19 protein-coding genes and 1 pseudogene are annotated in these 24695 nt (G+C 64.8%); 8 read left to right on the plus strand and 12 right to left on the minus strand.

Annotation, left to right across the window (positions count from 1 at the left end; all coding sequences use genetic code 11):
- The first annotated feature begins 39 nt into the window (after positions 1 to 39).
- On the plus strand, positions 40 to 219 hold the full coding sequence (locus AC56KZ_RS07915; RefSeq protein WP_497161604.1) for a hypothetical protein: 180 nt from the start codon (positions 40 to 42) through the stop codon (positions 217 to 219).
- Positions 185 to 475, plus strand: a complete 291-nt coding sequence (locus AC56KZ_RS07920; protein ID WP_497161605.1) for an AAA family ATPase — start codon at positions 185 to 187, stop codon at positions 473 to 475. Before AC56KZ_RS07915 ends, AC56KZ_RS07920 begins: the two co-directional genes overlap by 35 nt.
- Positions 476 to 490: 15 nt before the next feature.
- Here the strand turns inward: AC56KZ_RS07920 and AC56KZ_RS07925 are convergent, their stop codons facing one another.
- Entirely contained in the window at positions 491 to 982 is a 492-nt protein-coding gene (locus AC56KZ_RS07925; RefSeq protein ID WP_497161606.1) for an Lrp/AsnC family transcriptional regulator, read from the minus strand.
- A gap of 191 nt (positions 983 to 1173) precedes the next feature.
- On the opposite strand from AC56KZ_RS07925, the gene AC56KZ_RS07930 reads away from it, so the two are divergent.
- Positions 1174 to 3984: a TonB-dependent receptor gene (locus AC56KZ_RS07930; RefSeq protein WP_497161607.1), complete on the plus strand. Its 2811-nt coding sequence runs from the start codon at positions 1174 to 1176 to the stop codon at positions 3982 to 3984.
- A 10-nt stretch (positions 3985 to 3994) separates the two neighbouring features.
- Positions 3995 to 5371 carry a M28 family peptidase gene (locus tag AC56KZ_RS07935; protein WP_497161608.1) on the plus strand — a complete coding sequence of 459 codons (1377 nt, stop codon included), beginning with the start codon at positions 3995 to 3997 and terminating at the stop codon, positions 5369 to 5371.
- Here the strand turns inward: AC56KZ_RS07935 and AC56KZ_RS07940 are convergent.
- From AC56KZ_RS07940 to glk, 5 genes are all read right to left on the minus strand, one after another.
- Entirely contained in the window at positions 5368 to 8289 is a 2922-nt protein-coding gene (locus AC56KZ_RS07940; protein WP_497161609.1) for a hybrid sensor histidine kinase/response regulator, read from the minus strand. The two genes, AC56KZ_RS07935 and AC56KZ_RS07940, sit on opposite strands and share 4 nt — an antisense overlap.
- 63 nt (positions 8290 to 8352) lie before the next feature.
- Positions 8353 to 10260, minus strand: coding sequence for a hybrid sensor histidine kinase/response regulator (locus tag AC56KZ_RS07945; RefSeq protein WP_497161610.1), 1908 nt, complete (start codon positions 10258 to 10260; stop codon positions 8353 to 8355).
- On the minus strand, positions 10251 to 10400 hold the full coding sequence (locus AC56KZ_RS07950) for a hypothetical protein (protein ID WP_497161611.1): 150 nt from the start codon (positions 10398 to 10400) through the stop codon (positions 10251 to 10253). The genes AC56KZ_RS07945 and AC56KZ_RS07950 overlap by 10 nt, the downstream gene beginning before the upstream one ends.
- The gene (locus AC56KZ_RS07955; protein WP_497161612.1) at positions 10397 to 11062 is read right to left on the minus strand and encodes an MEDS domain-containing protein; all 666 of its coding nucleotides are present in this window, start codon (positions 11060 to 11062) and stop codon (positions 10397 to 10399) included. The genes AC56KZ_RS07950 and AC56KZ_RS07955 overlap by 4 nt, the downstream gene beginning before the upstream one ends.
- Before the next feature lie 95 nt (positions 11063 to 11157).
- Entirely contained in the window at positions 11158 to 13011 is a 1854-nt protein-coding gene (gene glk, locus AC56KZ_RS07960; RefSeq protein WP_497161613.1) for a glucokinase, read from the minus strand.
- A 115-nt stretch (positions 13012 to 13126) separates the two neighbouring features.
- Here glk and AC56KZ_RS07965 point away from each other — a divergent pair.
- Both AC56KZ_RS07965 and AC56KZ_RS07970 read left to right on the plus strand, forming a co-directional pair.
- Positions 13127 to 13261 (plus strand): annotated as a pseudogene (locus AC56KZ_RS07965) (AAC(3)-I family aminoglycoside 3-N-acetyltransferase); the annotation flags it as partial.
- A gap of 99 nt (positions 13262 to 13360) precedes the next feature.
- Complete coding sequence (locus AC56KZ_RS07970; RefSeq protein ID WP_497161614.1) at positions 13361 to 13678, plus strand: H-NS histone family protein; 318 nt, start codon at positions 13361 to 13363, stop codon at positions 13676 to 13678.
- 59 nt (positions 13679 to 13737) lie between these two features.
- Here the strand turns inward: AC56KZ_RS07970 and AC56KZ_RS07975 are convergent, their stop codons facing one another.
- The 4 genes from AC56KZ_RS07975 to AC56KZ_RS07990 form a co-directional block, all read right to left on the minus strand.
- Complete coding sequence (locus AC56KZ_RS07975) at positions 13738 to 14943, minus strand: hypothetical protein (protein ID WP_497161615.1); 1206 nt, start codon at positions 14941 to 14943, stop codon at positions 13738 to 13740.
- Between the two features lie 101 nt (positions 14944 to 15044).
- Positions 15045 to 16709 (minus strand): alpha-amylase family glycosyl hydrolase, encoded by a 1665-nt coding sequence (locus AC56KZ_RS07980; protein ID WP_497161616.1) that lies wholly within the window; start codon positions 16707 to 16709, stop codon positions 15045 to 15047.
- A gap of 25 nt (positions 16710 to 16734) precedes the next feature.
- Positions 16735 to 18366 (minus strand): alpha-D-glucose phosphate-specific phosphoglucomutase, encoded by a 1632-nt coding sequence (locus tag AC56KZ_RS07985; RefSeq protein WP_497161617.1) that lies wholly within the window; start codon positions 18364 to 18366, stop codon positions 16735 to 16737.
- A 103-nt stretch (positions 18367 to 18469) separates the two neighbouring features.
- On the minus strand, positions 18470 to 19810 hold the full coding sequence (locus AC56KZ_RS07990) for an MFS transporter (RefSeq protein ID WP_497161618.1): 1341 nt from the start codon (positions 19808 to 19810) through the stop codon (positions 18470 to 18472).
- A gap of 180 nt (positions 19811 to 19990) precedes the next feature.
- On the opposite strand from AC56KZ_RS07990, the gene AC56KZ_RS07995 reads away from it, so the two are divergent.
- The gene (locus AC56KZ_RS07995) at positions 19991 to 21271 is read left to right on the plus strand and encodes an MFS transporter (protein ID WP_497161619.1); all 1281 of its coding nucleotides are present in this window, start codon (positions 19991 to 19993) and stop codon (positions 21269 to 21271) included.
- Between the two features lie 22 nt (positions 21272 to 21293).
- Positions 21294 to 22154, plus strand: coding sequence for an alpha/beta hydrolase (locus AC56KZ_RS08000; RefSeq protein ID WP_497161620.1), 861 nt, complete (start codon positions 21294 to 21296; stop codon positions 22152 to 22154).
- A gap of 7 nt (positions 22155 to 22161) precedes the next feature.
- Here AC56KZ_RS08000 and AC56KZ_RS08005 read toward each other — a convergent pair whose 3' ends face one another.
- Both AC56KZ_RS08005 and AC56KZ_RS08010 read right to left on the minus strand, forming a co-directional pair.
- Positions 22162 to 22722: a hypothetical protein gene (locus AC56KZ_RS08005; RefSeq protein ID WP_497161621.1), complete on the minus strand. Its 561-nt coding sequence runs from the start codon at positions 22720 to 22722 to the stop codon at positions 22162 to 22164.
- 86 nt (positions 22723 to 22808) lie between these two features.
- Positions 22809 to 24674, minus strand: a complete 1866-nt coding sequence (locus AC56KZ_RS08010; protein ID WP_497161622.1) for a DEAD/DEAH box helicase — start codon at positions 24672 to 24674, stop codon at positions 22809 to 22811.
- Between the last annotated feature and the right edge of the window lie 21 nt (positions 24675 to 24695).

Below are 24695 nucleotides of genomic sequence, written 5' to 3' on the forward strand. Positions count from 1 at the left end.
GTTTTTTTTGAATCGCGGCGCAAGGTACAATTCGAAGCCATGAAAACGCACCCCTACCTCGCCGAAGTCAGCCTGAAGCCATCGGCGGCCGCGCTAGCGCAGGAGTTTCCCTTCTTGCTGCCGGTGGTGCGCTCGCTCGACCGGCTCGAGACGCATCCGAACGTGAGCTTCTTCGTGGGCGAAAATGGCTTCGGCGGCAAAAAGCCTGTTCATCCTTGACGAACCGGAAGCGGCACTGTCGCCGCAGCGCCAGCTCGCCATGCTCAGCCGCATGCGCGACCTGGTGCAAGCCGGTTGCCAGTTCCTGATCGCCACCCACTCACCGATCCTGATGGCCTACCCGAACGCGATGATCTACGAGTGCGGCGAGCGCGGCTTCCGTCCAGTGAAGTATGAGGACATGGAGCACTACCGGGTCATGCACGACTTCATCGCCAATCCGCGGCGGATGCTGGCCATCCTGATGGGCCAATAAGCCGGAAAACCGCCCTCAACCCGGCAAAGGCGGATTGCTCGCCGCCTTGACCTCTTTCAGCACGAAGGAGGTATACACCTCCTTCACGCCGGGCAGCCCGTTGATGTGAGCGACGGAAAAAATGCCGTAGGCTTCGAGATCTTCGGAGACGACGATCAGCTGGTGGTCGTAGCGCCCCGAGATCCGGAAGCAGGCCAGCACCTGCGGGATCTCCTGCACGGCGGCCTCGAAAGCTTGCAGGCTTTGCGTGTCCTTCTTGTCGAGCGAGATATGCACGATCGCCGTGACCTGGTAGCCCAGGCGCTGGGCATCGAGGCGTGCGTGGTAGCCGCTGATCAGACCTTCTTCTTCCAGGCGCTTGACGCGCCGCCAGCAGGGCGACGTGGTCAGCGAAACCCGCTCGGCCAGGTCCGCGCTCGACAGCCGGGCGTCGAGCTGCAGCTCCTCGAGGATGCGCCGATCGATACGGTCGAGTTTGATACGCGGCTTGTTCATCGACTTACCCATTTCAAGTATCCCGTCCTGATGAAACACCTGTTCCAAAAGCGGCCCTGGAATTAATTCAATATAGCAAAATTTTGCGATAGGTAAAGTCTATAATTTTTCCAATATTCAAAAAAAACAACAATGACAGCTTTGCACTGACTGACCGTATTCGCCCTATTCCCATCGCATTACGTCATCAAGGAGTCGTCCGCATGTCCGCACCCCGCACCCCACTCAAACCTTTCGTCGTCCTGCTGGCGGCCGCTTTCGGCAGCGCCGCCCTGCCGCAGCTGGCGCTCGCCCAGAGCCTTGACCCCGCCGCTCCGGCCGTGGCCCGCGTCATCGTGACCGGCTCGTCGATCAAGCGCATCGACGGCGAAACCGCGCTCCCGGTCCAGGTCCTCAAGCGCGAGGACATCGAACGCAGCGGCGCCACCTCGACCGAGGAACTGGTCAAGCAGCTCAGTTCACTTTCGAGTGCGGGTAGTGCGACGACGGTGGCGAACGCCTCCGGCTACGGCGGCGGCAGCATTGCCACCGTGTCGCTGCGCGGCCTGGGCGGCGCACGCACGCTGGTGCTGGTCAACGGGCGCCGGGTGTCGGTATATGGCGGTGGCTCGGCCGGCGCCGCCGGCTCGTCGGTGGACGTGAACAGCATTCCGCTGGCCGCGATCGAGCGCGTCGAAGTGCTCAAGGACGGCGCGTCGGCCGTGTACGGGTCGGACGCGATTGCCGGCGTCGTCAATTTCATCCTGCGCAAGGACTTTGCCGGCTTCGAGGCCAGCGCCAACTATGGCCAGACGGAAGACAATCTGGGACGCGACCGCAAGGTGGCGCTGTTCGGCGGCTTCGGCAACTTCGCCGACGACGGCTGGAACCTGACGGCCAGCGCCAGCGTCCAGAAGACCGATCCGATCCTCGGCTCCGAGCGTGCGTTCGCACGGCGCCTGAACGTCGCCGAGCAGAACGACTACACTTCGTCGATCACCTTTCCCTCCAACGTGGTGCTCGACAACCGCGGCACCCTGGGCAACCCGGCCTTGCCGAACTGCGGTCCGGTGTCGCTGGTGTCGCCGTTCACGCCCACCCGCTGCACCTTCGACAACAGCCCGTCCGTCTCGCTCCAGCCCCTGCTCGAAAAAGCCAGCCTGATGGCCAATGGCCGCCTGCGCCTGGGCGGCGACGCCGAAGCCTATTTCGAATCGGGTTTCACCAAGAACAAGATTACCTCGACCACCCAGGCCGTGCCCCTGTCGTACAACGCCGTCACCACGGCCAGCAACCCCTACGTGCCGGCTTTCCAGCAGCTGCTGGCGCGCTATCCCGGCACGACCGCCAAATACGGCAGCAACATCGGCCGCGGCGGCTTCGTCCTGATTCCGGAAAGCCGCTATTATCCGACCGCCTTCGCCGCCGCCAATGGCCTCACCGGCCTGCCGCTGCTGCTGAACTACCGCGACGTCGCCAACGGCGTGCGCAATACGCTCGACGTATCCGAAAACGCGCGCTTTGTTGCCGGCATGCGTGGCACCCTGGCCGGCTGGGACATGGATTCGGCTGTCCTGTACAGCCAGAGCAAGGTGCATTCGGAACTGCTGACCGGCTACGCCCAGTATTCGCGCGTGCTGCCGATCTTTAACAGCGGCGTCATCAACCCGTTTGGCGACACCGTCGACCAGGCGGCGCTGGACGCGGTACGCGCCGCCGAGTTCCGCGGCACCAGCTATACCTCCAAGACCTCGACCACCTCGATCGACCTCAAGGGCTCGCGCGAGATCTTTACCCTGCCCGCCGGCGCGGTCGGCATGGCGCTGGGCGCCGAACTGCGCCGCGAAAAATTCGCCTACGATCCGTCGGTCGCGATCCAGACCGGCGACATCGCCGGCCTCGGCGGCAATGCCTTCCCGGTGGTCGGCGCGCGCAACGTCAGTTCGGTGTATGCGGAGCTGTCGGTCCCGATCCTGAAAAAGCTCGATGCCGACGTCGCCGTCCGCTACGACAATTACGAGGGCGTGGGCGACACCGTCAACCCGAAAGCCTCGCTGCGCTGGCAGCCGCTGGACAACCTGATGTTCCGCTCGGCCGTCGGCAAGGGCTTCCGCGCCCCTTCCCTGACCGACCTGAATACGCCACAGGCAACCGGCATCACCGGCAACGGCTCGCGCGACTACCTGCGCTGCCCGAACCTGGCGACCGGCGCCCCGCGCGACTGCAATTTCCAGTTCACGACGATCACCGGCGGCAACCCGAACCTGAAACCCGAAAAATCCCTGTCGATCACGGCGGGCGTGCTGTGGGAACCGGTCAGGAACGCCTCGATCAGCCTGGACGCCTTCCGCATCGACCTGGAGGACGCCATCGTCGTCGGCGGGCTGAGTTCCGTCTACTTCCTGGCCAACGCCGAGCGCACGCTGCAATACGCGCAGTTCCTCAACCGCGGCGCGGCCGACGGCAACGCCGCCGGCGTGGGACCGATCGAAACCATCATCCAGACCAACGCCAACCTGTTCCGCACCAAGGTGGCCGGCGTCGACATGGACGGCGCCTACCGCCTGCGCCTGGGCGAAAAAAGCCGCATCAGCGCGCGCGTCTCCGGCACCTACATGCACAAGTACGACACGGAAGGACCGGACGGCGCCTACACGAGCGCCCTCGACCAGGCCCTGAACGCGGCGGGCGGCGTGGTGCTGCGCTGGAAGCACAATGCGGGCGTGACCTGGGAAACCGGTCCGTATGCGGCCACGCTGCTGCAGAACTACCAGAAGGCCTACCGCGACGCCCTGGCCAACCGCGCGCCCGCAGGCTCGCCCCAGCGCAAGGTCGAGGCCTACCAGACCTGGGACCTGCAGCTCGGCTATTCCGGCATCAGCAATACCAAGCTCGCCTTCGGCATCAAGAACCTGTTCGACCGCGAGCCGCCCTACACCAACCTGACCTCCAACTTCCTCGGCGGTTACGACGTCAGCTATGCCGACCCGCGCGGGCGCTTCCTGTACGCCACCGCCACCTATACCTATAAATAAGGGCAGGCCCATGCAAAGACATTCCTACAACGCGATCGGCGCCGCCGTCCTGCTGGCGTGCGCAGCCGCGGCGCGGGCGGCGGCGCCCGATCCCGATACCGCCAGGCGCCAGGGCGAGATCGATACCATCGTGCGCGAGATATCGCCCGAGCGCATCCGCGCCTACGTCCATACGCTGGTGGGCTTCGGCACCCGCCATACGATGTCGGACACCGTGTCGGACACGCGCGGCATCGGCGCGGCGCGGCGCTGGATCAAGGGCGAACTGGAACGCTGCGGCGCGGCCGCCGGCGGCCGCTTGCAGGTCACGCTCGACAGCCACGTCCATCCGGTCATGGCGCGCCTGTCGCGCCCCACCGAGATCGTCAACATCGTCGCCACCCTGCCCGGCGCCCAGGCGCAATCGAAGGAGCGGATGTATGTCGTCAGCGGCCACTACGATAGCATCGTCTCGAACATCATGAACGCCACCGACGACGCACCCGGCGCCAACGACGACGCCTCGGGCACGGCGGCGGTCATGGAGCTGGCCTGCGTCATGGCGAAGTACAAGTTCGACGCGACGCTCGTCTTCATGGCGGTCGCCGCCGAGGAACAGGGCCTGCTGGGGTCGGGGAACTGGGCGAAACAGGCGCGCCAGAACGGCTGGAACGTGGCCGGCATGATCACCAACGACATCATCGGCAACTCGCGCAGCGACGAAGGCAAGGTCGACGACAGGCAGATGCGCCTGTTTGCCGAAGGCGTCCCGCCGGGCAAGGAGATACCGGAAGCGCTGCGCGCCCTGGTCGCCACCGGCGGCGAGAACGACACCCCGACGCGCCAGCTGGCGCGCCACGTCAAGGAGACGGGCGAGCGCTACGTCCCGAACTTCAAGGTGACGATCGTGAACCGGCGCGACCGTTACCTGCGCGGGGGCGACCATATCCCCTTCCTGGAGCAGGGCTTCCCGGCCGTGCGCTTTACCGAAAACGCGGAAGACTTCAGCCACCAGCACCAGGACCTGCGGGTCGAAAACGGCAAGCAGTACGGCGACCTGCCCCAGTACATGGATTTCAATTACGCCGCGCAGATCGCCCGCGTGAACGCCGCGGCGCTGGCTTCGCTGGCCCTGGCCCCGGCCGCCCCGCGCGAAGTGAAGGTAATCACGAAAAACCTGACCAACAAGACCGAGCTGGCGTGGGCGCCGAACGCCGAACCGGACCTGGCCGGCTACCGGGTCGTCTGGCGCGAAACGACGGCGCCGAACTGGCAGGGCGCGCAGTTCGTCGGCAAGGTCACTACCTTCACCAGCAATCTGTCGAAGGATAACGTCTTCTTCGGCGTGCAGGCGGTGGACAGCAGCGGCAACGCCAGTCCGGCGACGTATCCGCTGCCGGCGCGCTAGCGCGCCGTCTCGAGGATCTCGAACAGCCGTTTCGTGTCGAGCGGCTTGACCAGGTGATGGTCGAAGCCGGCCGCCTGCGTGCCCTGGCGGTCGCTCTCCTGGCCATACCCCGTGACCGCCACCAGCACGGCGCCGGCGGTGGCGGGCAGGCTGCGCAGGCGCTGCGCCAGTTCGTTGCCGTCCATCCCGGGCAAGCCGATGTCGAGCAGGCAGACCTGGGGCGGATCCGCCTGTGCGCGCGCCAGGCCGGCCTGGGCGCCATACTCCACCGCCACCTCGTGCCCCGAGGCTTCCAGCAGCATCGCCAGCATGGCGGCCGCGTCGACGTTGTCATCGACCACCAGGATGCGCAGCGGCGCGGCGCCGCTGGCGGCAGCACCATCGCCCTGCACTTGCTCTTGCGGACCTTCCGCCCCGGCCAGGCGCGGCAGGCAGACGGTAAAGGTGCTGCCCTTGCCGAAACCCGCGCTGTGGCACTGCACGGTTCCGCCATGGAGTTCGGTCAGGCTCCTGACCAGCGCCAGGCCCAGCCCCAGTCCGCCTGCGGAGCGGTCCGAGCTGCGTTCGGCCTGCGCGAACAGATCGAAGGCATGCTGCGCCAGGTCCGGCGTCATGCCGATGCCGTCGTCGCTCACGTGCACCAGCACCTGCTCGTCCCGCACTTCGGTCCTGAGCGTGATGTTGCCGCCGTCTTCGGTGTACTTCGCGGCATTGTTCAGGATATTGCTCAGCACTTGCACCAGGCGCTTGCGGTCTCCCATGACCATGGTCGCGCCCGGGTGCAGGTGCAGGGCCAGGTGGTGGTGGCGCGACTGGATCAGGGGCGACGCCTGCTCCACCGCCTCGGCGACGACGTTGCGGATGTCCTGGGGTGCGTTGTCGAGCGTGACCAGGCCGCGCGTGACGCGCGAGACGTCCAGCAGGTCGTTGATCAGGTGGGTCATGTGGTCGACCTGGCGGCCGATGATGCGGCTGGTGTCGCGCACGCGCGCGTCGTCCAGCTTGCCCATTTGCAGGAGCTGGGCGGCGGCGCCGATCGGCGCCAGCGGGTTTCGCAGCTCGTGCGCGAGCATGGCGAGAAATTCGTCCTTGCGCTGGTCGGCCAGTTTCAGCTGCTCTTCGGCGGCGTAGCGCTTGCTGATGTCACGGAAAAAGAAGGCGATGCCGCCGCCGAGCGAACGGTGGGCCCGCGTTTCGATGCGCATGCGGGTCTGGTCGGGCAGGATGTGCCCGACTTCCACGATGGCCGATCTTCCCGTTTCCATCACATCGAGGAACACCGCTTCGGTGTCGGTGCCTTTCAGTTCCGGCCAGACCTCCCAGTGGTTACGACCGATCACCTCGACAGCATCGCGTTGCGTCATCCGCAGGCCTTCGGCATTCATGCGCAGGATCGACCAGTCGCGGTCGAGCAAGGCAAATCCCTCCGCCATGCTGTCGAAAATGTACTGGCTTTCGTCGCGTTCCTTGCGCAGGCTGGCATGGGCGCGCGACGCTGCTACCGCCGACCAGGTGCGCTCGGCCATCTCACGCGCCAGTTCGGCCTCATCCGGCATCCACCTGCGCGGCGTTGCGCTATGCAGCGCCAGCACGACCTGCAGCCGGCCGCCCTTCACCAGGGGCAGCAGCAGGTCAGCACGGATGCCTACCTGTTCATAGGCCTCGCGGTAAGCGGCGGTGCGCGGATCGCGGGCCACGTCATGGTTGACCACGGCCTTGCCGGCGCGCAGTTCTACGATGACGTCGGGGCCGAAATCCGCGAGTACGCCGGCGTGGCCGGCCATGCTGGGCAGGTCGCCCCCGGTCCAGTCACGCGGGATGGCAAAGCGGCCCCGGGCATCGTCGATTTCCGAATACAGCACGCGCGACACGCCCAGCCGTTGCCCCAGCAGCGCGCAGGCGGCGCCGGTGATCTCGCCGGGGTCATCCAGCGGACGCAGGCGGTCGGCCAGTTGCAGCTGGAATGCTTGCCGCGACTGGATTGCTTCGAGCTGCTGGATTTTTTCAGACAGCGCCAGGCTGGCCTGGTAAGCACCCGTCACGTCGCTACCCTGGGCAAATATGCCGCTGACGCGCCCATCCTGGCTGATGACCGGCTGCAGCAGCATGTCGACATAGCGGTCGTCCGGCAGGCCGCCGGGCTTGCGCTGGACCGTGATTTTGCGTTCGCGCAAGACGATCGGCTTACCCGACTCGAAGGCGCCATCGAGCAATTCCTTGAAACCCTGGCCAGCCAGCTCCGGTAGTGCCTCGATGGCCGGCACGCCGGCCAGCAGCCGATGCCCGACCAGGCCGTAAAACGCTTCGTTGACCATTTCGAAGGTATGGTCTGTTCCCGTCATGACGGCAATAAACCCGGGCGCCTGGTCGAACAGGATTTGCAGCTGGCTGCGTTCGGCATTCAGGATGCGCGTCATCGCTTCGTGCATCTGCGGCCGGTTCATCTGCGGGCTGTCGGATACCGCAGTCGCGTCCTGCTTCAGGTAGTACTTCCTGCTCGCCACGTCGAAGCGATACAGGTCGGTGACGTCGATGGCGTTCTGGCTCACGAAGGCGACCTCGCCGGCCTCGTCGAAGACGGGGCTGTGCACCGCGCTCCAGTAACGCTGGTCGAACACCGTGCCCTCCGGTGTTGCCCGCGGCACCGCATAGCGCAGCAATGCACAGGTGTGCGGCTTGCGGGTCGCGATGGCGAAGGCGATCGAGGCGCGCACTTCGTCGAGGTTGGTCGAATCGGGGTCGGCCGGATTGGCCGGGAAGGCGTCGAAGATATTCTTGCCTACAATGTCATCGGCTGTGCGTCCGGTCGCCGCCAGATAAGCGGGGTTTGCACCAATGATGATGTAAGCCGTATCGATCAGCAGGTAAGGATAGGGCGAGGCGGCAAACAGTGCCGAAAAATCCGGTCGCGTAGTCATCGTTTATTGTCACATAGAATCTAAACCGACGGCGTTCGTGCGAGCGGCGCGCTGCCCCGCTGCTTAACGCAGGGTAGCGAGGAAATCGCTGACGCGCGCCGGCGCGACCGGTTTCGTGAAATGCATGTCGAAGCCGGCTTCACTCGAGCGGGCAAGGTCTTCCTTTGCGCCCCAGCCCGACACGGCAGCGAGGACGCTGCGCTCCAAACCTGCAAGCTGCCTGATGCGGCGCGCGACTTCGTAACCACTCATGTCCGGCATGCCGATATCGAGGAAAGCCACTTCCGGCTGGAACTGACCTGCAATGCTCAGCGCCTGCTGGCCGTCATGGGCAACCCTGAGTTCGTGGCCGTACATCTCGAGCAGCGAGGCGAGGGTCGTCGCCGCATCGACGTTGTCGTCGGTGACGAGGATGCGCAAGCGCTTGCCTGCCCCGGCGGCAGGAGGCGGGGCAGCCGCGCCCGCATGGGCTGGCGCAGCCAGGCCGGGGTCGAGCGGAATCCTGACGGCGAAGGTGCTGCCCTTGCCCGTGCCCGCGCTGAAGGCCGCGACGGTGCCACCGTGCAGGACAACGAGCTGGCGCACCAGCGACAGCCCGATGCCCAGCCCGCCCTGGGAGTGCTGCATGTTGCGCCCGACCTGGCTGAACATGTCGAACACGGACTCCAGCGATTCCCCGGGAATGCCGATACCGTTGTCGGTGACCGAGATGACGGCCTCGCCGCCGTCCCGTTCGACGCTCAAGCCGATGTTTCCGCCCGCCGGCGTGTATTTCGCCGCATTCGTCAGCAGGTTGCCGATGACCTGGGCGATGCGTGCCGGGTCGGCATTCACCGGCAGCGGGGCATCATGCAGCTTCAGGCTGAATGCATGGTGGCCTTTCTCGATCTGGGGACGGCTGGTTTCGACGGCGTTGAACACAATCGACTTCAGCTCGACCGGCTCCTTCTTGATCACGACCTTTCCGTTCGTTACGCGGGCAATATCGAGCAAGTCGTTGATCAGGTGCGACAACTGTTTCACCTGGCGTTCGATGATGCCCCGCACGCTCGTCACGGTTTCCGCACTGTCGGCGCGGATGCGCATGACTTCCAGTCCGGTCACGATGGGCGCCAACGGGTTGCGCAGCTCATGCGCCAGCACCGCCAGGAATTCGCTCAGGTTCTTGTTCGATTTGGTCACCTCGTCGAACAGGACACGCTGGTTCGCCTCGGCCAGGCGCAGCGCCTGCTCGGCCTGCTTTCGCTCGGTAATATCCAGGACATTGCCGACAAAGCCAAGGAAGTCGCCGGTTTTCGAAAACCGGGGCCGCCCGGCATCGATGACCCAGCGGTAGCCGCCATCGGCATGCAAGACCCGGTGCTCGATGCCGAACTCCTGCATTTGCGCGTTCGCTGCCAGGAAGGCCTGGCGTGCCTCGTCGCGATCCTCCGGGTGAATGGCGGCAATCCAGCCAAAGCCGAGCCCCTCTTCTTCGCTTTGTCCGGTAAATTCTTGCCAGGCACGCGACAGGAAAGAACAGCTGCCGTCCCGCTCGGTGACCCAGAACATCGCGGGCGCGGTGTTGGCGAAGTCGAGAAAACGCGACTCGCTGCCCGCCAGTGCCTGCTCGGCGAGGCGCCTCTGCAGCACGACGGTTGCCTGGTTGGCGCTCACTCCCAGCAGCACCCGCTCATGCTGGTTCGGAAAATCCGGCCGGCCGCAGCCGATGACAATCGAACCGATACCTTGTCCGATACCGAAACGAACGACGCCAAAGCGCAGCTGCTGTCCGTCGACGCACTCGGAAATGGTGGCCGGCTCGTTCGGATACGACCCTGCCGGGACCCTGTCGAGTGCCGAGCGTACCGCAGGCAGGCTCAGCTCGGCAGCACCCTGCCCCCTGCTGCGAATGGCTTCGATCGCACGGGTGTCGGCGCCGTCGGCCAGCCGGATATACGCCAGGTCGAGATCGAGCATCGTCAGCAGCACGCCAGGCTGTTGATCACTTCCTCGGGAGCGAGGCCGCTCCAGACCGCCGGCAGTGTCGACAGGGCGACGAGATCGCGCGTCGTGCGGCGCAGGGACTCGATCTCGGCGCCTGCTCCTTCAGGACTGCGCACGTCGGTCATGCAGCCTGCCTGGCCGTGGCTGGATGACTCCGGCCCGAGGTTTTGCGCTCCTCGATTTCCTGAAGAAGCTGCTCCGCCGGAACATAGAACGGATTTTCTTGCAGGAGGCCGCCGATGATGACCATCGGGTGGGTGCGCATGATCTCGATCACGGCGCTGGCGTCGAACTGCGACAGATCGTAGGTGCAGACGACCGGGTCATGCCGGGCGGGCAGCGCCTGGTTCAGGCGCGCCTCGTATTCGACGATATCGTGCACGCCGGGCCGGTCTTCCAGCGCCCATTCCATGTTCGCGATATTGCGCGAAATTTTTCCTGGGGGAGCATTGCCTGGCGCGATCATCTGCAACAGGGTCTCGATCATGCGGTGCTGGTCGAAACGCCCATCCTTGAGATAGGTGTCGCGCCAGTTCAGCACTTCGAGCTGCCCCTGTGCCTCGGCGGCGCCGATATCGACGCCTTCCTGTTCCAGGCGCGCCAGGTGGGCGGCGCGGTGCGCCGGGTCGACGATATGAAAGGCCTTGTCGCCCCGCTCGAAGCCTTCCATGATGAAAGGCATCAGCACCCGGTACTCTTCTTCCTTGGTATGGAAAAAGGCGCAGGCATGGCAGGAATGGGTCAGGGCCGAACCGGCCAGGTGCACAGGGTTCGTTGGGTCAGACATGGAATCACCAGGACTGGAAATGGCGAGGGCTCAGGATCGCCGGATCGGGAACACCGCAGCAAATACCGCAGAAAGTCCGATATCTTGCCAGATATTTACATATCCAGGTGCGAAATGAGCAGCCTGCGGCGTTCGATATCCCCATCCTGGTCGGCCTGGCTGCCCAGCGAAATCCCCACCGCCATGATGTCGATCAGCAGCAATTGCAGGATGCGCGAAATCATCGACAGGAAGGTGGTGCTGTCTTCGGCATGGTCGACCGCCAGGCAGACATGGGCCTTTTTCGCCAGCGCCGACTTGCTGCTGGTAATGGCGATGACGCTGGCGCCGGCGGCGCGCGCCGCGTCCACCGCCGACAGCAGTTCCGGCGCCTGGCCAGCCGTCGAAATCGCGATCACGACGTCGTTTGGTTTCAGCAATTCGGCGGCCAGCAGGAACAGGTGGGCGTCGCCGTGCGCCGTGGTCGGGATGCGGAAACGGAAGAATTTGTGCTGGCCGTCGAGCGCCACCACGCGCGCATTGCCCATCGCATAGAACTCGACCTTGTTGGCGCTGCGCAGCAGTGCAATGGCGCGGTCGATCGCATGCACGTCGAGCCCGTCGCGGAACTTCAGGATCGCCGACACCGTGTTGTCGATCACTTTTGCCGACAAGTCATGGGTACTGTCGCTCATGCGCACCTGGCTATGGCGCACCGGAATCGAACCGGTCAGGCTGCCGGCGAATTTCAGCTTGAATTCGGCCAGGCCCTGGAAGCCGAGCGAGCGGCAGAAGCGGATCACGGTCGGCTGGCTTACATCGGCCAGGCGCGCAATCTCCGCGATCGGCTCGGACAGGACTTTGCGCGGATGCTCGAGCACCAGCGCGGCGACACGCTGCTCGGCCGGCGACAGCTCGTGCTGCAGGTGCTGCACGCGCTCCATCAGGGTATTGGCGCCGCTGCGCCCGCGCAAGTGTTCCGAGAGGATGGTCGAGACGCCGCGCAAGGCGGGATTCGGCGTCATGATGACGTAGGTCGGGATCTGCGACAGGTATTCGGAAAAGCGCCCTTTTGCTTCGAAGCGCGCGCGGAAAGGCGAATCGGCAAACCACTGCGCGATGCGCGGCACGATGCCGCCGCCGATGAAAATGCCGCCGAAGGCGCCGAGGGTCAGCGCCAGGTTCGCTGCCGCCCCGCCGAGCATGCCGGCGAAGCATTCCAGCACTTCCAGGCACAGCGCATCGCCCTGTTCCAGCGCGCCGGCAATGATCTCCGCGGCATTCCGGGCAGGTGCTGCGACACTATTGCGTTGCGCCAGCGCACGGTAGATCAGCTCCATGCCGGGACCGGACAGGATGCGTTCGTTCGAGACGTGGGTCCACTCGCGCCAGGCATATTGCAGGATCGCGAACTCGCGCTCGTCGCTCGGCGCGAAATTCACGTGGCCGCCTTCGCTGCCGAGGGTGACGAAACCGTCGGCGGTCGGAATCACGCCCGACACGCCCAGGCCCGTGCCGGCCCCCAGCACGCCCGACACCGCATGCGGCTGCGGCTTGCCGGCGCCGACCTGCAGCAGGTCGCTTGCCCCCAGGGTCGGCAACGCCATCGCCAGCGCCGTGAAATCGTTGACGATCACGAGCGTCGACCAGCCCATGGTGCGCCGCACTTCATCGGTCGAGAACTGCCAGTCGCGATTGGTCATGCGCACCAGGTCGCCGCTGATTGGATTGGCCATGGCAAAGGCCGCATGCGTGATGCGCTCGCCGCCGTGCTCGGCCAGGTAGGTATTGAGCAGCGGCACGATGCCGGCGTATTCGTCGCAGCGCAGCACCGCCGTGTGGCGCAGCACGCCTGGCGCGGTCTCGAGCGCCAAGCGGGCATGGGTGGCGCCGATGTCGGCCAGCAGGCGCGGACCGTCGGCATAGGAGGCGCGGCTGTTTTTTTGTTCGATTTCTGGTTCGGTGATCATCGCAATGCGTTACGGCTGAATATATAGCTGAGGTAGGTCTGGAGACCGCACAGGATAGCATTGTTTGATTATTATCAAACCGCTGGCAGCAGAAGTTTTAGAGTTTGCCAGCGGCGCTGATGCGCGCAGCGCCTGGGTCATCTTCGTGCAGGCCGATACCCAGCCGGAAGATGAACCCGCAATTGCGCTGTACAGCAAGCTGGGCTTGCGCGAGGAAGTGCTGCACTTCGATATCGCGGTCAAGGCATGACATGCCAGGCCCGCTCGCTGTCGGTCTTGCCTCGTGCGCTGCAGGCGGTTCTTCGTTCATGGTAGGGTGCAGTTTCATCCATGGGAGACACCACGCAAAATGCACGATCTATCCAAATACTCGCTGGCCCAGCTGCGCGCCCTGGAAATACAGGTAATTGACGAGTTGAAAACTCAACATTTCCTTAGTATCAGCAAGGCGCGTGAACAGATTCTTCACATTGCCCGGAATGCCGGGCTGTCTGAAAAGCAGCTTCGCGCCATCAAAGTCGGTAAAGCGCAAAAAAAAGGCAAGGTGCAGGTCAAGTACCGTAATCCGGAAGATCCGACCCAGGAATGGAGTGGCCGAGGACGCCAGCCTGCATGGGTCAAGGCTTGGCTTACAGCTGGAAAATCCCTTGAGGGCGCGAAAGCGTAAAGCCCTTGCAGCCGATCCAGCACCATGGCGTCTCGGTATGAGGTTGCGGATGACGGGTCTCACCTCCCCCGGCAAGCAAACCCATATCTGGTCAGGCTGCATCCCCGTTTGACGCATTGCGTAGCACCGTAGCCATATTCCCTGCAGGCCTTCAGCGTGGCTGTCATGCTGGTGTCCGGCAGCGACGGGTTTTCTGGCAGAATGGCCGATGCCCGGACAGGCTGGCGAACGCTCTCGCGTTTGCGTTGTTCCTTCACCGGCGCGGCTGCGACCACGGTGCGCTCGCGCGGCTTGCGGACCGATGGTTTCGGCAAGGGTGGAGCAGGCTTGCGCAGCGCGGCAGTGGCAGTATCAGTGTCAGGCTTGGGCGGCGTCCGAGGCTCTACACGTTCCTCTTCCGGCGCAGCTCGGGGTGGTGCAGACGGCGCACTCGCAGCGGCGGCGGGCGGATCGGGTTCCAGCATCACCAGGGGCGGCAGCGCAGAAGCAGGAGGGCTCGCGGGCACGGCGCTTGCCGCTGTCGGCTCGGCGGCGGGTCTTTGCGTCGAGGCGTTCACCGCCCTGGCTTCGCGGGGCGTTTCATTCGCGATCAGCGCGAGCGCGCCGGTGTCGGCGCGTTCCTGGTAAAACCAGCGGCCGCCCATGGCGAGCAGCGCAGCCGACAGCACGCAGCCACCGAATAACAGATAGCGCCGGCCCGACGGCGTGAGCCCGGCGGCAGGACGCGTGAACGGCTCCGCGGCTCCGGATGGGGGCGCAGGGACCGTAAAGTCGAACAAGGGGTCTTGCGGGATCGTCGGAGTTTGGGCCCAGTCCCGGATAAATGCAGGCGCCGCCGGAGAAGCGGCAGGCTGAGGCCGTGGCTCGACCCGAGGAGGGAGAGGCTGAGTCAGCTGCTCGGCCGGGCGCCCGGCAGGCTGAAGCAGGCGAGAGGCCGGGCCAACCGCAAGCTTGTGCGGGTGCTCCGGAGGAAGTGGCGCAGGCTCCGGCGATGGCTCAGGCATGGACTCGGCCTGCACAGCGGCGGCTTCCGGCTGCGGCACTGGCGGCACTGGCGGCACAAACTGCGCCTCCAGGGCGGCGATTTCTTCGAAAACGCTGTGCAGCTCCGCCGGTGTCGCTTGCTGCTCGGGCTCGACTGCCGGTGCAGGCATGCGCAGCTCTGCGCCTGGCTGCGGATTTCCGGCGAGTTTTTCCGGCCCCAGCGCAGGCGACGGCGCCAGGCTGGCGTTTTCGCCGATATCCTCTAACAGTTGCGTCTTCATGATGTGCTACCCACTTCCAGGTTCCATAAGCCAGAGCTTAGCGCCTTTTGGAAATGGGGTTCACGCAGTTTGTAAGGAGATGTGAGCCGGCCGGCCAGGAATCACTCCTGCCCGATCAGCACCACCTTGTTGCGCGTCTCGAACTGCACCTTGCCGTTCTTGACGATGGCGCGCGTATTCGAATACCAGTCGCGCACGGTCTGCCCATCCATGAACACGCCACTGACCGGGATCGCGGTCGGCTTGTCCTGCGGCAGGTCCAGCGCCACGACCACGCGGTCGACGACGCCGCCCTTTTCATAGGTGCGCTTGAACGTGTACGGGTGGTGCTGGATCATGCGGTGCACGCCCGCGCCCACCGCCGGATGCGCCTGGCGGAAGACGCCGAGCTTGGCCCAGTGCTCGCGCACATCGCGCACGCGGTTCAGGCCGCGCTGGGCGTTCGACGCCAGTTCATCCCAGTTCATGAACGAGCGCAGCTTGGCGTCGCCCTCGGCGCCCTCCACGCTCAACAGGCGCGCGGTCTCGTCGCCGTAATAGATTTGCGCGGCGCCCGGCGCCAGCAGCAGCTTGTTGGCGCTCTCGTAGGGGCGATGGCGCAGCGCGTCGTAAGGCTCGCCGTCGTCGTGGGAGCTCAGGTAATTCAATACCGTCGCGCCCTTCATCGGACCCTGCAGCGCGGTCGAATATTCGCTGAACAGCTTTTCGTAGCTGTCGACGGCGTCGCGCTTGATCGCGAAATTGATCACGCTGTCGAAGCCCTGCGCCAGGTAGTCGACTTTCATTTCGCCGAGGTCGTAGGCGCGGCCGTGCTTGATTTCGTAGCCATACACTTCCGCCGTCATGTAGAACGGAAGATCGCCCAGCTTTTTCGACGGATTGGCCTTCTTCCAGTCCTCGAAGGCCTGGCCAGCGACTTTTTTCAGGTCCTTCCACACGCCCGGCTCGGTATGCTTGACCGTATCGGCGCGAAAACCATCGATACCGAACTTGCGCACCCAGTCGGCATGCCATTTCATCAGGTAGTAGCGCGGCGCGCGCGGGTAGCCGGTGCGCTTGAAAAAGGCGTCCAGCTCCTTCACTTCGCGTTCGTAGCGCCCTTCCCGCTTCCACTTCGCCACCAGGCTTGGGGGCAGCGCGACCGCACGGTTGCTCTCGGTGCGGATGTCCGGCAGGTTTTTCACCAGCGTGCACTCGATGGTCGTACGCGTGTCCTTGTAGGTGCAGGGCGGGCCGGTGCGCACCCATTCGGCGGGCCAGACCGGGTCGCTGGCGGTTACCGGTCCGGTGTGGTTCATGACCACGTCGAACAGCACGCGCAGTCCCGCCGCGTGCGCCGTGTCGACCAGGGTGCGCAGCTCGGCTTCGGTGCCGAGGTTGGCGTCGATGGCGGTGAAGTCGCGCGTCCAGTAACCGTGGAAGCCATAGCTCTTTCCGGTGCCCTCGTCGGTGCCGGCATGGATCTGCTCGACCGGCGGCGTGATCCACAAAGCCGTGACGCCCAGTTCGTTGAAATAGCCTTCCTTGATCTTGGCCGTGATGCCTGCAAAATCGCCGCCCATGAAACCGCGCAGCAGGGCCGCATCCTTGGCCCGGCCGTAAGCCAGGTCATTGGCGGGATTGCCGTTGTTAAAACGGTCCGTCAGCAGGAAGTAGACGGTCGCGTTCTCCCATACGAAAGGCTTGACCGGGGCGTTCCAGGGCGCGGCGGCATGGGCCGAGCCAAGGCTCAGCATCAGGGAGACGGCAAGTGCGGACAGTTTCATGGAGATGTTCGTAGAGGTTGAAAGATCAGGTGACGACGCTCGGCGCCTGGCGGCCGGTATGCCGGCGCAGCCCGGCGAGGTCGTCGGCGATGGCGATCAGGCTGGCCAGGGCCTGTTGCGTGTCCTGCCCGTGGTGCGCAGGATCGGCTTCGTAGCGTTCGAGGTAGACGCGGACGGTGGCGCCTTCGGTGCCGGTGCCGGACAGACGGAACACGATGCGCGAACCGTCGCTCATGATGATGCGTACGCCCTGGCGCGAGGCAACCGAGCCGTCGATCGGGTCGGTGTACACGAAATCGTCGGCCTGCGCCACGCGGAACTCGCCCAGCGTCTGCCCGGCCAGGTCGGGCAGCTTTGCGCGCAGCGCGCCCATCATGGCGTCGGCTTGCGCGGCGTCGACGGCTTCGTAGTCGTGGCGCGAATAGTAGTTGCGCCCGAAGCGCGCCCAGTGTTCGCCGACCAGCTGCTCGACCGATTTGCCGGTGGCGGCCAGCATGTTCAGCCAGAACAGCACCGCCCACAGGCCGTCCTTTTCGCGCACGTGATTGGAACCGGTGCCGTAGCTTTCCTCGCCGCAGAGCGTGACCAGGCCGGCGTCCATCAAATTGCCGAAGTATTTCCAGCCGGTCGGGGTCTCGAAGCAGTCGATGCCGAGCGCTTCGGCCACGCGGTCGGCCGCCTGCGAGGTGGGCATCGAACGGGCGATGCCTTTTATCCCCGCCGCATAACCGGGCGCCAGGCGCGCGTTGGCGGCGATGATCGCCAGGCTGTCCGAAGGCGTGACCGCAATGCTGCGCCCGACGATCATGTTGCGGTCGGCATCGCCGTCCGAAGCCGCGCCGAAGTCGGGCGCACCGGGCGCAGACATCAGCGCAATCAGTTCGGCGGCATTGACCGGGTTCGGATCCGGATGGTGGCCGCCGAAGTCTTCCAGCGGCTCGCCGTTCATCACCGTGCCGGCGGGGGCGCCGAGCACTCCTTCCAGGATCGCTTTTGCGTAAGGGCCGGAGACGGCGCTCATGCCGTCGAATTTCATCGTGAAGCCGCGCGCGAACAGGGCGCGAATCGCGTCGAAGTCGAACAGGTGTTCCATCAATTGCGCGTAGTCGGCCACCGGGTCGATCACTTCGACCTGCATGCCTTCAAGGGTGCTGAGGCCAGGCGCGTCGAGGTCGACCGGCGGCGCGTCGCTGATGCGGTAGCTGTCGAGGGTCAGGGTATTGGCGAAGATCGCCTCGGTGATCTTTTCGGGGGCCGGGCCGCCGTTGTCGGTGTTGTACTTGATGCCGAAGTCGCCGTCCGGGCCGCCGGGATTGTGGCTGGCCGAGAGCACGATGCCGCCGAAGGCGCCGCGCTTGCGGATCACGCAGCTCACCGCCGGCGTCGACAGGATGCCGCCGCGCCCGACCAGCATGCGCGCCACGCCGTGGGCGGCGGCCATGTGCAGGATGGTCTGGATCGCGTCGCGATTGAAATAACGGCCGTCGCCGCCCAGCACCAGGGTGCGTCCGCCCAGGCTGCCCAAGGTCTGGAAAATCGCTTCGACAAAATTCTCGAGGTAGCCCGCTTGCTGGAATTCGGTGACCTTCTTGCGCAGGCCCGATGTGCCAGGGCGCTGCCCGGCGAATGGCTTCGTCGCCACTGTCTGAATCGTCATGCTCCGCTCCTGTGTATTGAATTCGTTTGTTAATAAAACGTTACGATACGACAGGAGTGGAAAGCGTGGCGCGCAGGCCCGGGGCCGGCTCAGTGACCAAGGATCAGCCGCGCGCCTTGTCCGTCACGGCGAGCGTCAGCAGCGCTGCAATGCCCATGCAGGCGCCGCCCAGCGCCAGGGTCTGCACCGTGTGGCCGTTGAAGAATTCGCGGGTGATGAAACCGAGCAGCAGGCCGCTGACGATCTGCGGAATCACGACGAAGAAGTTGAACAGGCCCATGAAATAACCCATGCGCTTGGCCGGCAGCGAACCCGCCAGGATCGCGTAGGGCATGGTCAGGATACTGGCCCAGGCGATGCCGACGCCGACCATCGGCAGCATCAGCATCGCTTTGCTGTCGATGAAGGCGATGCTGGCCAGGGAGAGTCCTCCGATGGCCAGGCAGACCGCGTGCACGACCTTGCGGCTGGTGGCGCGCGCAAACACCGGCAGGATGAAGGCGGCCAGTGCGGAGACGCCGCCGTAGACGCCGAACATCACGCCGACCCAGTTGCCGGCATCCTGGAAGGCGGCCGACTGGGCGTCGCGGGTGCCGTAGACCGTGTCTGCAATGGCGCTGCCGGTATAGATCCACATCGCGAACAGCGCGATCCAGGTAAAGAACTGCACGAAGGCGAGCTGCACCATCGTTTTCGGCATCTTCGCAAAACCGCTCAGGATTTCGATGAAAGCGACTTTCAGGTTGCGGGCGTGCTTGCGCTCCTGCTGGAAGGCCGCCAGGTCGGGCGGCGGCAGTTCGTCGGCGCTGAAGACGGTCCAGCTGACGGCCAGGAAGAAGACGACGGCGCCGGCATAGAACGAATAGCGCACGGTGTCGGGAATCGTACCGTCGAGCGGCACGTTCGATACGCCGAGCCAGGCCAGGATCTGCGGCAGCAAGGAGGCGATCACGCCGCCGCAGCCGATGAAGAAGGTCTGCATCGCAAAGCCGGCGGTCTGCTGCGAGACGTCGAGCTTGTCGCCGACAAAAGCGCGGAAGGGCTCCATCGAGATGTTGATCGCGGCGTCCATCATCCACAGTACGGCCACCGCCATCCACAAGACCGACGAATTGGGCATCAGGAACATGGCGATCGCAGCCAGGATCGCGCCGATGAAGAAGAAGGGACGGCGCCGGCCCCAGGTCGGATGCCAGGTATGGTCGCTCAGGTAGCCGACGATCGGCTGCACCAGCAAACCGGTGACCGGCGCGGCCAGCCAGAACAGCGACAGCTTGTCCGGATCCGCGCCGAGCGTGGAAAAGATGCGGCTGGCGTTCGCGTTTTGCAGTGCCCAGCCGAACTGGATGCCGAAGAAGCCGAAGCTCATGTTCCACAACTGCCAGAACGACAGGTGCGGCTTGCGCGCGGTGCTAGGCGTTTCCGCTTTGGCTTGTACTTCCATGCTTGTCCCCGATCGGCCCGGATTCGATACCAGGCTCCATGTGTCTGCTACTCTGAATTTGTAGCAAAATAACATGAGGTTTTCCGAGTGTCAATCAGGGGATGAACAGGGTAAAATCACGACGACCACAATTGCCGGATCGGCATTTGTAGTTAAATAACACACCACTACGGAGACAACATGCTCGATATGCAGCGCCGGCTGAGTAAACCCTTTTTCGCCTTGACCAGCCTGCCGGCCACCGCCATGGGCTTTGCGCTGTGCATCCAGATTTCCGCGCTCAGCTGGCTCTTGAGCACCAAATACGGCCTCGACATCCACGAGATCGGCATCGTCTGGGCGGCCGGCCCGCTGGCCGGCATCCTCGGCCAGGTGATCATCGGCTTCATCAGCGACAAGACCTGGTTCTGGGGCGGGCGCCGGCGGCCCTTCATCCTGATTGGCGGCGTGCTCGCAGCCCTGTCGGTGTTCCTGCTGCCGCGGATCGACGTCGTGGCCGACCTGCTCGGCATCGGCAACCTGCTGGTGGTGGCCGTGATCGTCGCCCTGACGCTCGATTTGTCGATCAACATCAGCTTCAACCCGACCCGCTCGCTGATCGCGGACGTCACGCCCGACGGCGATGCGCGCACCCGCGGCTACACCTGGATGCAGACGATTTCCGGCTTCTGGGGCGTGATGGCTTACCTGATCGGCGCCTTCATCAACAACTACGCGCTCATTTCGGTAGGCGTCGTGATCGTGCTGGCCTTCTCGGTGCTGCCGGTATTTTTGATCGAAGAGCCGCGCGAACTGACCCCAAGCAAACAGGACGCCGAAGCGCTAGGGGCGACGCGCACCGAGTGGCCGCAGCTGTGGCGCCTGTGGGCGGCCCATGCCTTTACCTGGTTCGGCGTGCAGTCGATGTTCGTCTACATCATCGCCTTCATCCAGCAGCACGTCGTCGCGCCCGGCGCCACGACCGAACAAGCGGCGGCGCAGTCGGGGCATGTAATCGCGATTTCGTTCGCGACCATGAACGTGGTCGGCTTCCTGCTGCCGGCGCTGGTGCTGGCGCCCGTCGCCGCGCGCATCGGGCGCGTACGCACCCAGGCCGCCTGCGTCGGCATCATGGCGCTGGCCTATTTTGCCATCGCCCTGTTCGCGCGCACCCCGGCCATGCTCTACATCCTGATGGCGGTGGTCGGCATCGGCTGGGCAGCCGTGGTCAGCCTGCCGTTCGCGATCATGAGCGAAAAGGTGGACAAGCGCCGCATGGGCTATTTCATGGGGCTGTTCAACCTGTCGGTGGTGCTGCCGCAGCTGGCCACGACCGTCGTCGGCTACGTGCTGCGCGATGCGCTCGACAAAAGCGTGCTGTTCGTGATTTGCGGCGGCTGCCTGGCGGTATCCAGCGTGCTGTGGCTGCTGGTGCGCGAGGACCAGGCCGTGACGCTTCCAGCCGCGGCGCACGCCCACTGATTTCTATTTCAAGACTCCCACCATGTCATTGACCCGCACCGTCCTCCCGCTGGCTCTCGCTGCCATTCTGGCCTCGCCCGCATTCGCCGCCGGGAGCACTCCTGCGCCAGCCCGGCCGTCGACCGCCCTGCCCGGCGTGCGCCTGCTTCCCGAGCTGCTCGAGATGCCCGGCTTGAACCGCAAGCGCCAGGTGCGGCTCTACCTGCCGCCTGGCTACGCGACTTCAAACAAGCGCTATCCGGTGCTCTACATGCACGACGCCCAGAACCTGTTCGACGACGCCACCTCTTATTCCGGTGAGTGGAAGGTCGACGAAACCCTGGACGCGCTGTCGCGCGAAGGCAAGCTGGAGCTGATCGTGGTCGGCATCGACAATGGGGCCGACAAGCGCATCACGGAACTGAACGCCTGGGACAACCCGCGCTTCGGCGCGGCCGAAGGACGCGAATACACGGACTTCATCGTCAAGCGCCTGAAACCCCTGATCGACACCCGCTACCGCACCTTCCCGGGGCGCGCGCACACGGCGATCATGGGCAGCTCGATGGGGGGCCTGGCTTCGCACTATGCGATTGCGCAGTATCCGCAGGTGTTCAGCAAGGCGGGCGTGTTTTCGCCGGCCTACTGGACGGCGCCGGCCGCCTTCGATTTCGTCGGCACGCATCCGCTGCCGAAGGACGCGCGCATGTATCTGCTGGCGGGGGACAAGGAAGGCGAAGAGATGGTGCCGGACGCGCAACGCATGGCCGCCATCGTGCGTGCGAGCGGGCATCCGCCAGCAGGGAGCGTGCTGAAGATCGTGCCGGGAGCCCGGCACAACGAGGGATTCTGGAGGGGGGAACTGCGCGAGGCGCTGTTGTGGATGTTCGCGCCAGTTAGATAAATCTCGATTACCGGGCGACGCCGGCGCAGAAAGGACTGCGCAAGCGCTCGGCATGAGATGGCGACGGCTCGTCAGGCGCATCGATTCGGGCTGGCCTTGACGGTCGCACCTTGTATAGCCGGACTGCCTGGGCCTCTTCCGCAAGCGCAGCAAAGTGTTTGCCAGCTGCGATTGGGCGAAATGCCGGTCCCTTGAGAATAACCAGCCTCTGTGCGCCATCGCCTTTGTGCGCCTCCTCTACTTGCCCAAGAGAGAAGTGCATGAAGCGGTCGAGAGGAATCAATATGACCTTTGGGACCCGCGGCGCGTTGGTGACCAATACCTTGTCGACCTCCACACGCAACCTGATCACCTTGTCCTGGCATGGACCGGTGATGGCTTCCGGGTCGGAGATCAATCTGCCGTCATCGTCCATCATGTCGACGCCGCTCACGCGGCCGATCAGGATGTGGTCGGCGTGCGCGATCATCTCCTTTAACGACATTTGCACCGGAACCGTGGCCAGTGCGGGCAATTGAGGCAGCGTCAGGGCGACTACCAGCATGGCGTTTTTGAAGATGGCGTGCATGCTTCTTCTGTCTAACGTAGGGTGGACTCCCGAGTCCACGCGGTTCATGCGTTGAAACGGTGGACTCAGGAGTCCACCCTACCCTATCAGGTCGTACGCGGCTTCTTGGTATACGACGGCTTGTCCGACTTGTAGCCCGGCTTGCCGGCCGGCTTGGGGCCACGCTCGGCGCCGAAGGATTTCTTCGGGCCGCCAGCCTTCTTCGGCGCGGGGGTTTCGCCGTCGCGCGTGATGTTGAGCTGCTGGCCGGCCACCCACACCGTTTTCAGGTGGTCGAGCAAGTCCTTCGGCAGGTCGGCCGGCAGGTCGAGCGTGCTGTAATCGTCATAGATCTCGATGCGGCCGATGACCTTCGAGTCGATGTTCGCTTCGTTGGCAATCGCGCCGACGATGTTGCCCGGCTTGACGCCGTTGGTGTGGCCGACTTCGATGCGGAAGGTGGCCATGCCGTCTTCCGGCGCGCGCATCACGCGTTCCTTCTTGAAACCGCTGCTGAAGCCTTCGCGCGGCGCACGCGGGCCACGGTCTTCCCAGCTGCCGGCATCGTCGCGCGACGGGCGCGGCAGGCGCTCGACGAAGTCGGTGCGCGCCGGGCGCTCTTCCCAGGATCCTGCCTTCGGCTCGCGGTCCTGCTTTTCCAGCAGCAGCGGCACGTCGCCACGACCCAGCTTGGCCAGTGCGGCGGCGATGTCGACCGCCGGCACGTTCTGCTCCTGCTCGAATTCCTCGATCAGCGAACGGAACTGCTCCAGGCCACCGGCGGCCAGGGTTTCCGAAATCTGTTCCTTGAACTTGGCGATGCGCACGTCGTTCACGGCCTTGATGGTCGGCAGCGTCAGCTGGGCGACCGGCTGGCGCGTGGCGCGCTCGATCGCTTTCAGCAGGTTGCGCTCGCGCGGCGTGATGAACAGGATGGCGTCGCCGCTGCGGCCGGCGCGGCCGGTGCGGCCGATGCGGTGGGTATAGCTTTCCGGATCCGACGGCACGTCGTAGTTGATGACGTGGCTGATGCGCTCCACGTCGAGACCGCGGGCGGCAACGTCGGTCGCCACCAGGATGTCGATCTTGCCGTTCTTCAGCTGCTCGATGGTGCGTTCACGCGCCTGCTGGGCCATGTCGCCGTTGATCGCCACGGCGGCGAAACCGCGCGCCTGCAGCTTGGTTGCCAGTTCTTCGGTGCCGAGCTTGGTGCGCGCAAAAATGATCATGCCGTCAAATGGCTCGGCTTCCAGGATGCGCGTCAGCGCTTCGAGCTTCTGCATGCCCGACACCAGCCAGTAGCGCTGGGTGATGTTGTCGGCGGTGCCGGTCTTGGCCGCCACGGTCACTTCGGCCGGGTTACGCAGGTAGGTCTTGGCGATGCGGGCGATCGCCGACGGCATGGTGGCCGAGAACAGCGCGATCTGGCGCTCGTTCGGGATCTGCTTGAGGATCTGCTCGACGTCGTCGATGAAGCCCATGCGCAGCATTTCGTCGGCTTCGTCCAGAACCAGCGTTTTGAGCTGGGAGAGGTCGAGCGAGCCCTTTTGCATGTGGTCGATCACGCGGCCAGGGGTGCCCACGATGACTTGCACGCCGCGGCGCAGGGCCTGCAGCTGCGGGCCGTAGCTCTGGCCGCCGTAGATCGGCAGCACGGCGAAGTTCTTCATGTGGGCCGCATAGCTCTGGAAGGCCTCTGCGACCTGGATCGCCAGTTCGCGCGTCGGCGCCAGCACCAGTGCCTGCGGCGCGGACTGCTTGGTGTCGATGCGTGCCAGTACCGGCAGCGCGAACGCGGCGGTCTTGCCGGTGCCGGTTTGCGCCTGTCCCAGCACGTCGCGGCCTTCCATCAGCAGTGGAATGGTGGCGGCCTGGATCGGCGACGGTGCTTCGTAGCCGACGTCCTTGAGCGCCTTGAGGAGCGGCGCAGGGAGGTTCAGGTCGGAAAACGATAGGATTGGGGTGTCGGACATGGATGACTTTCGGATAACGAT

Source organism: Telluria sp. LT2P34 (assembly GCF_059685915.1).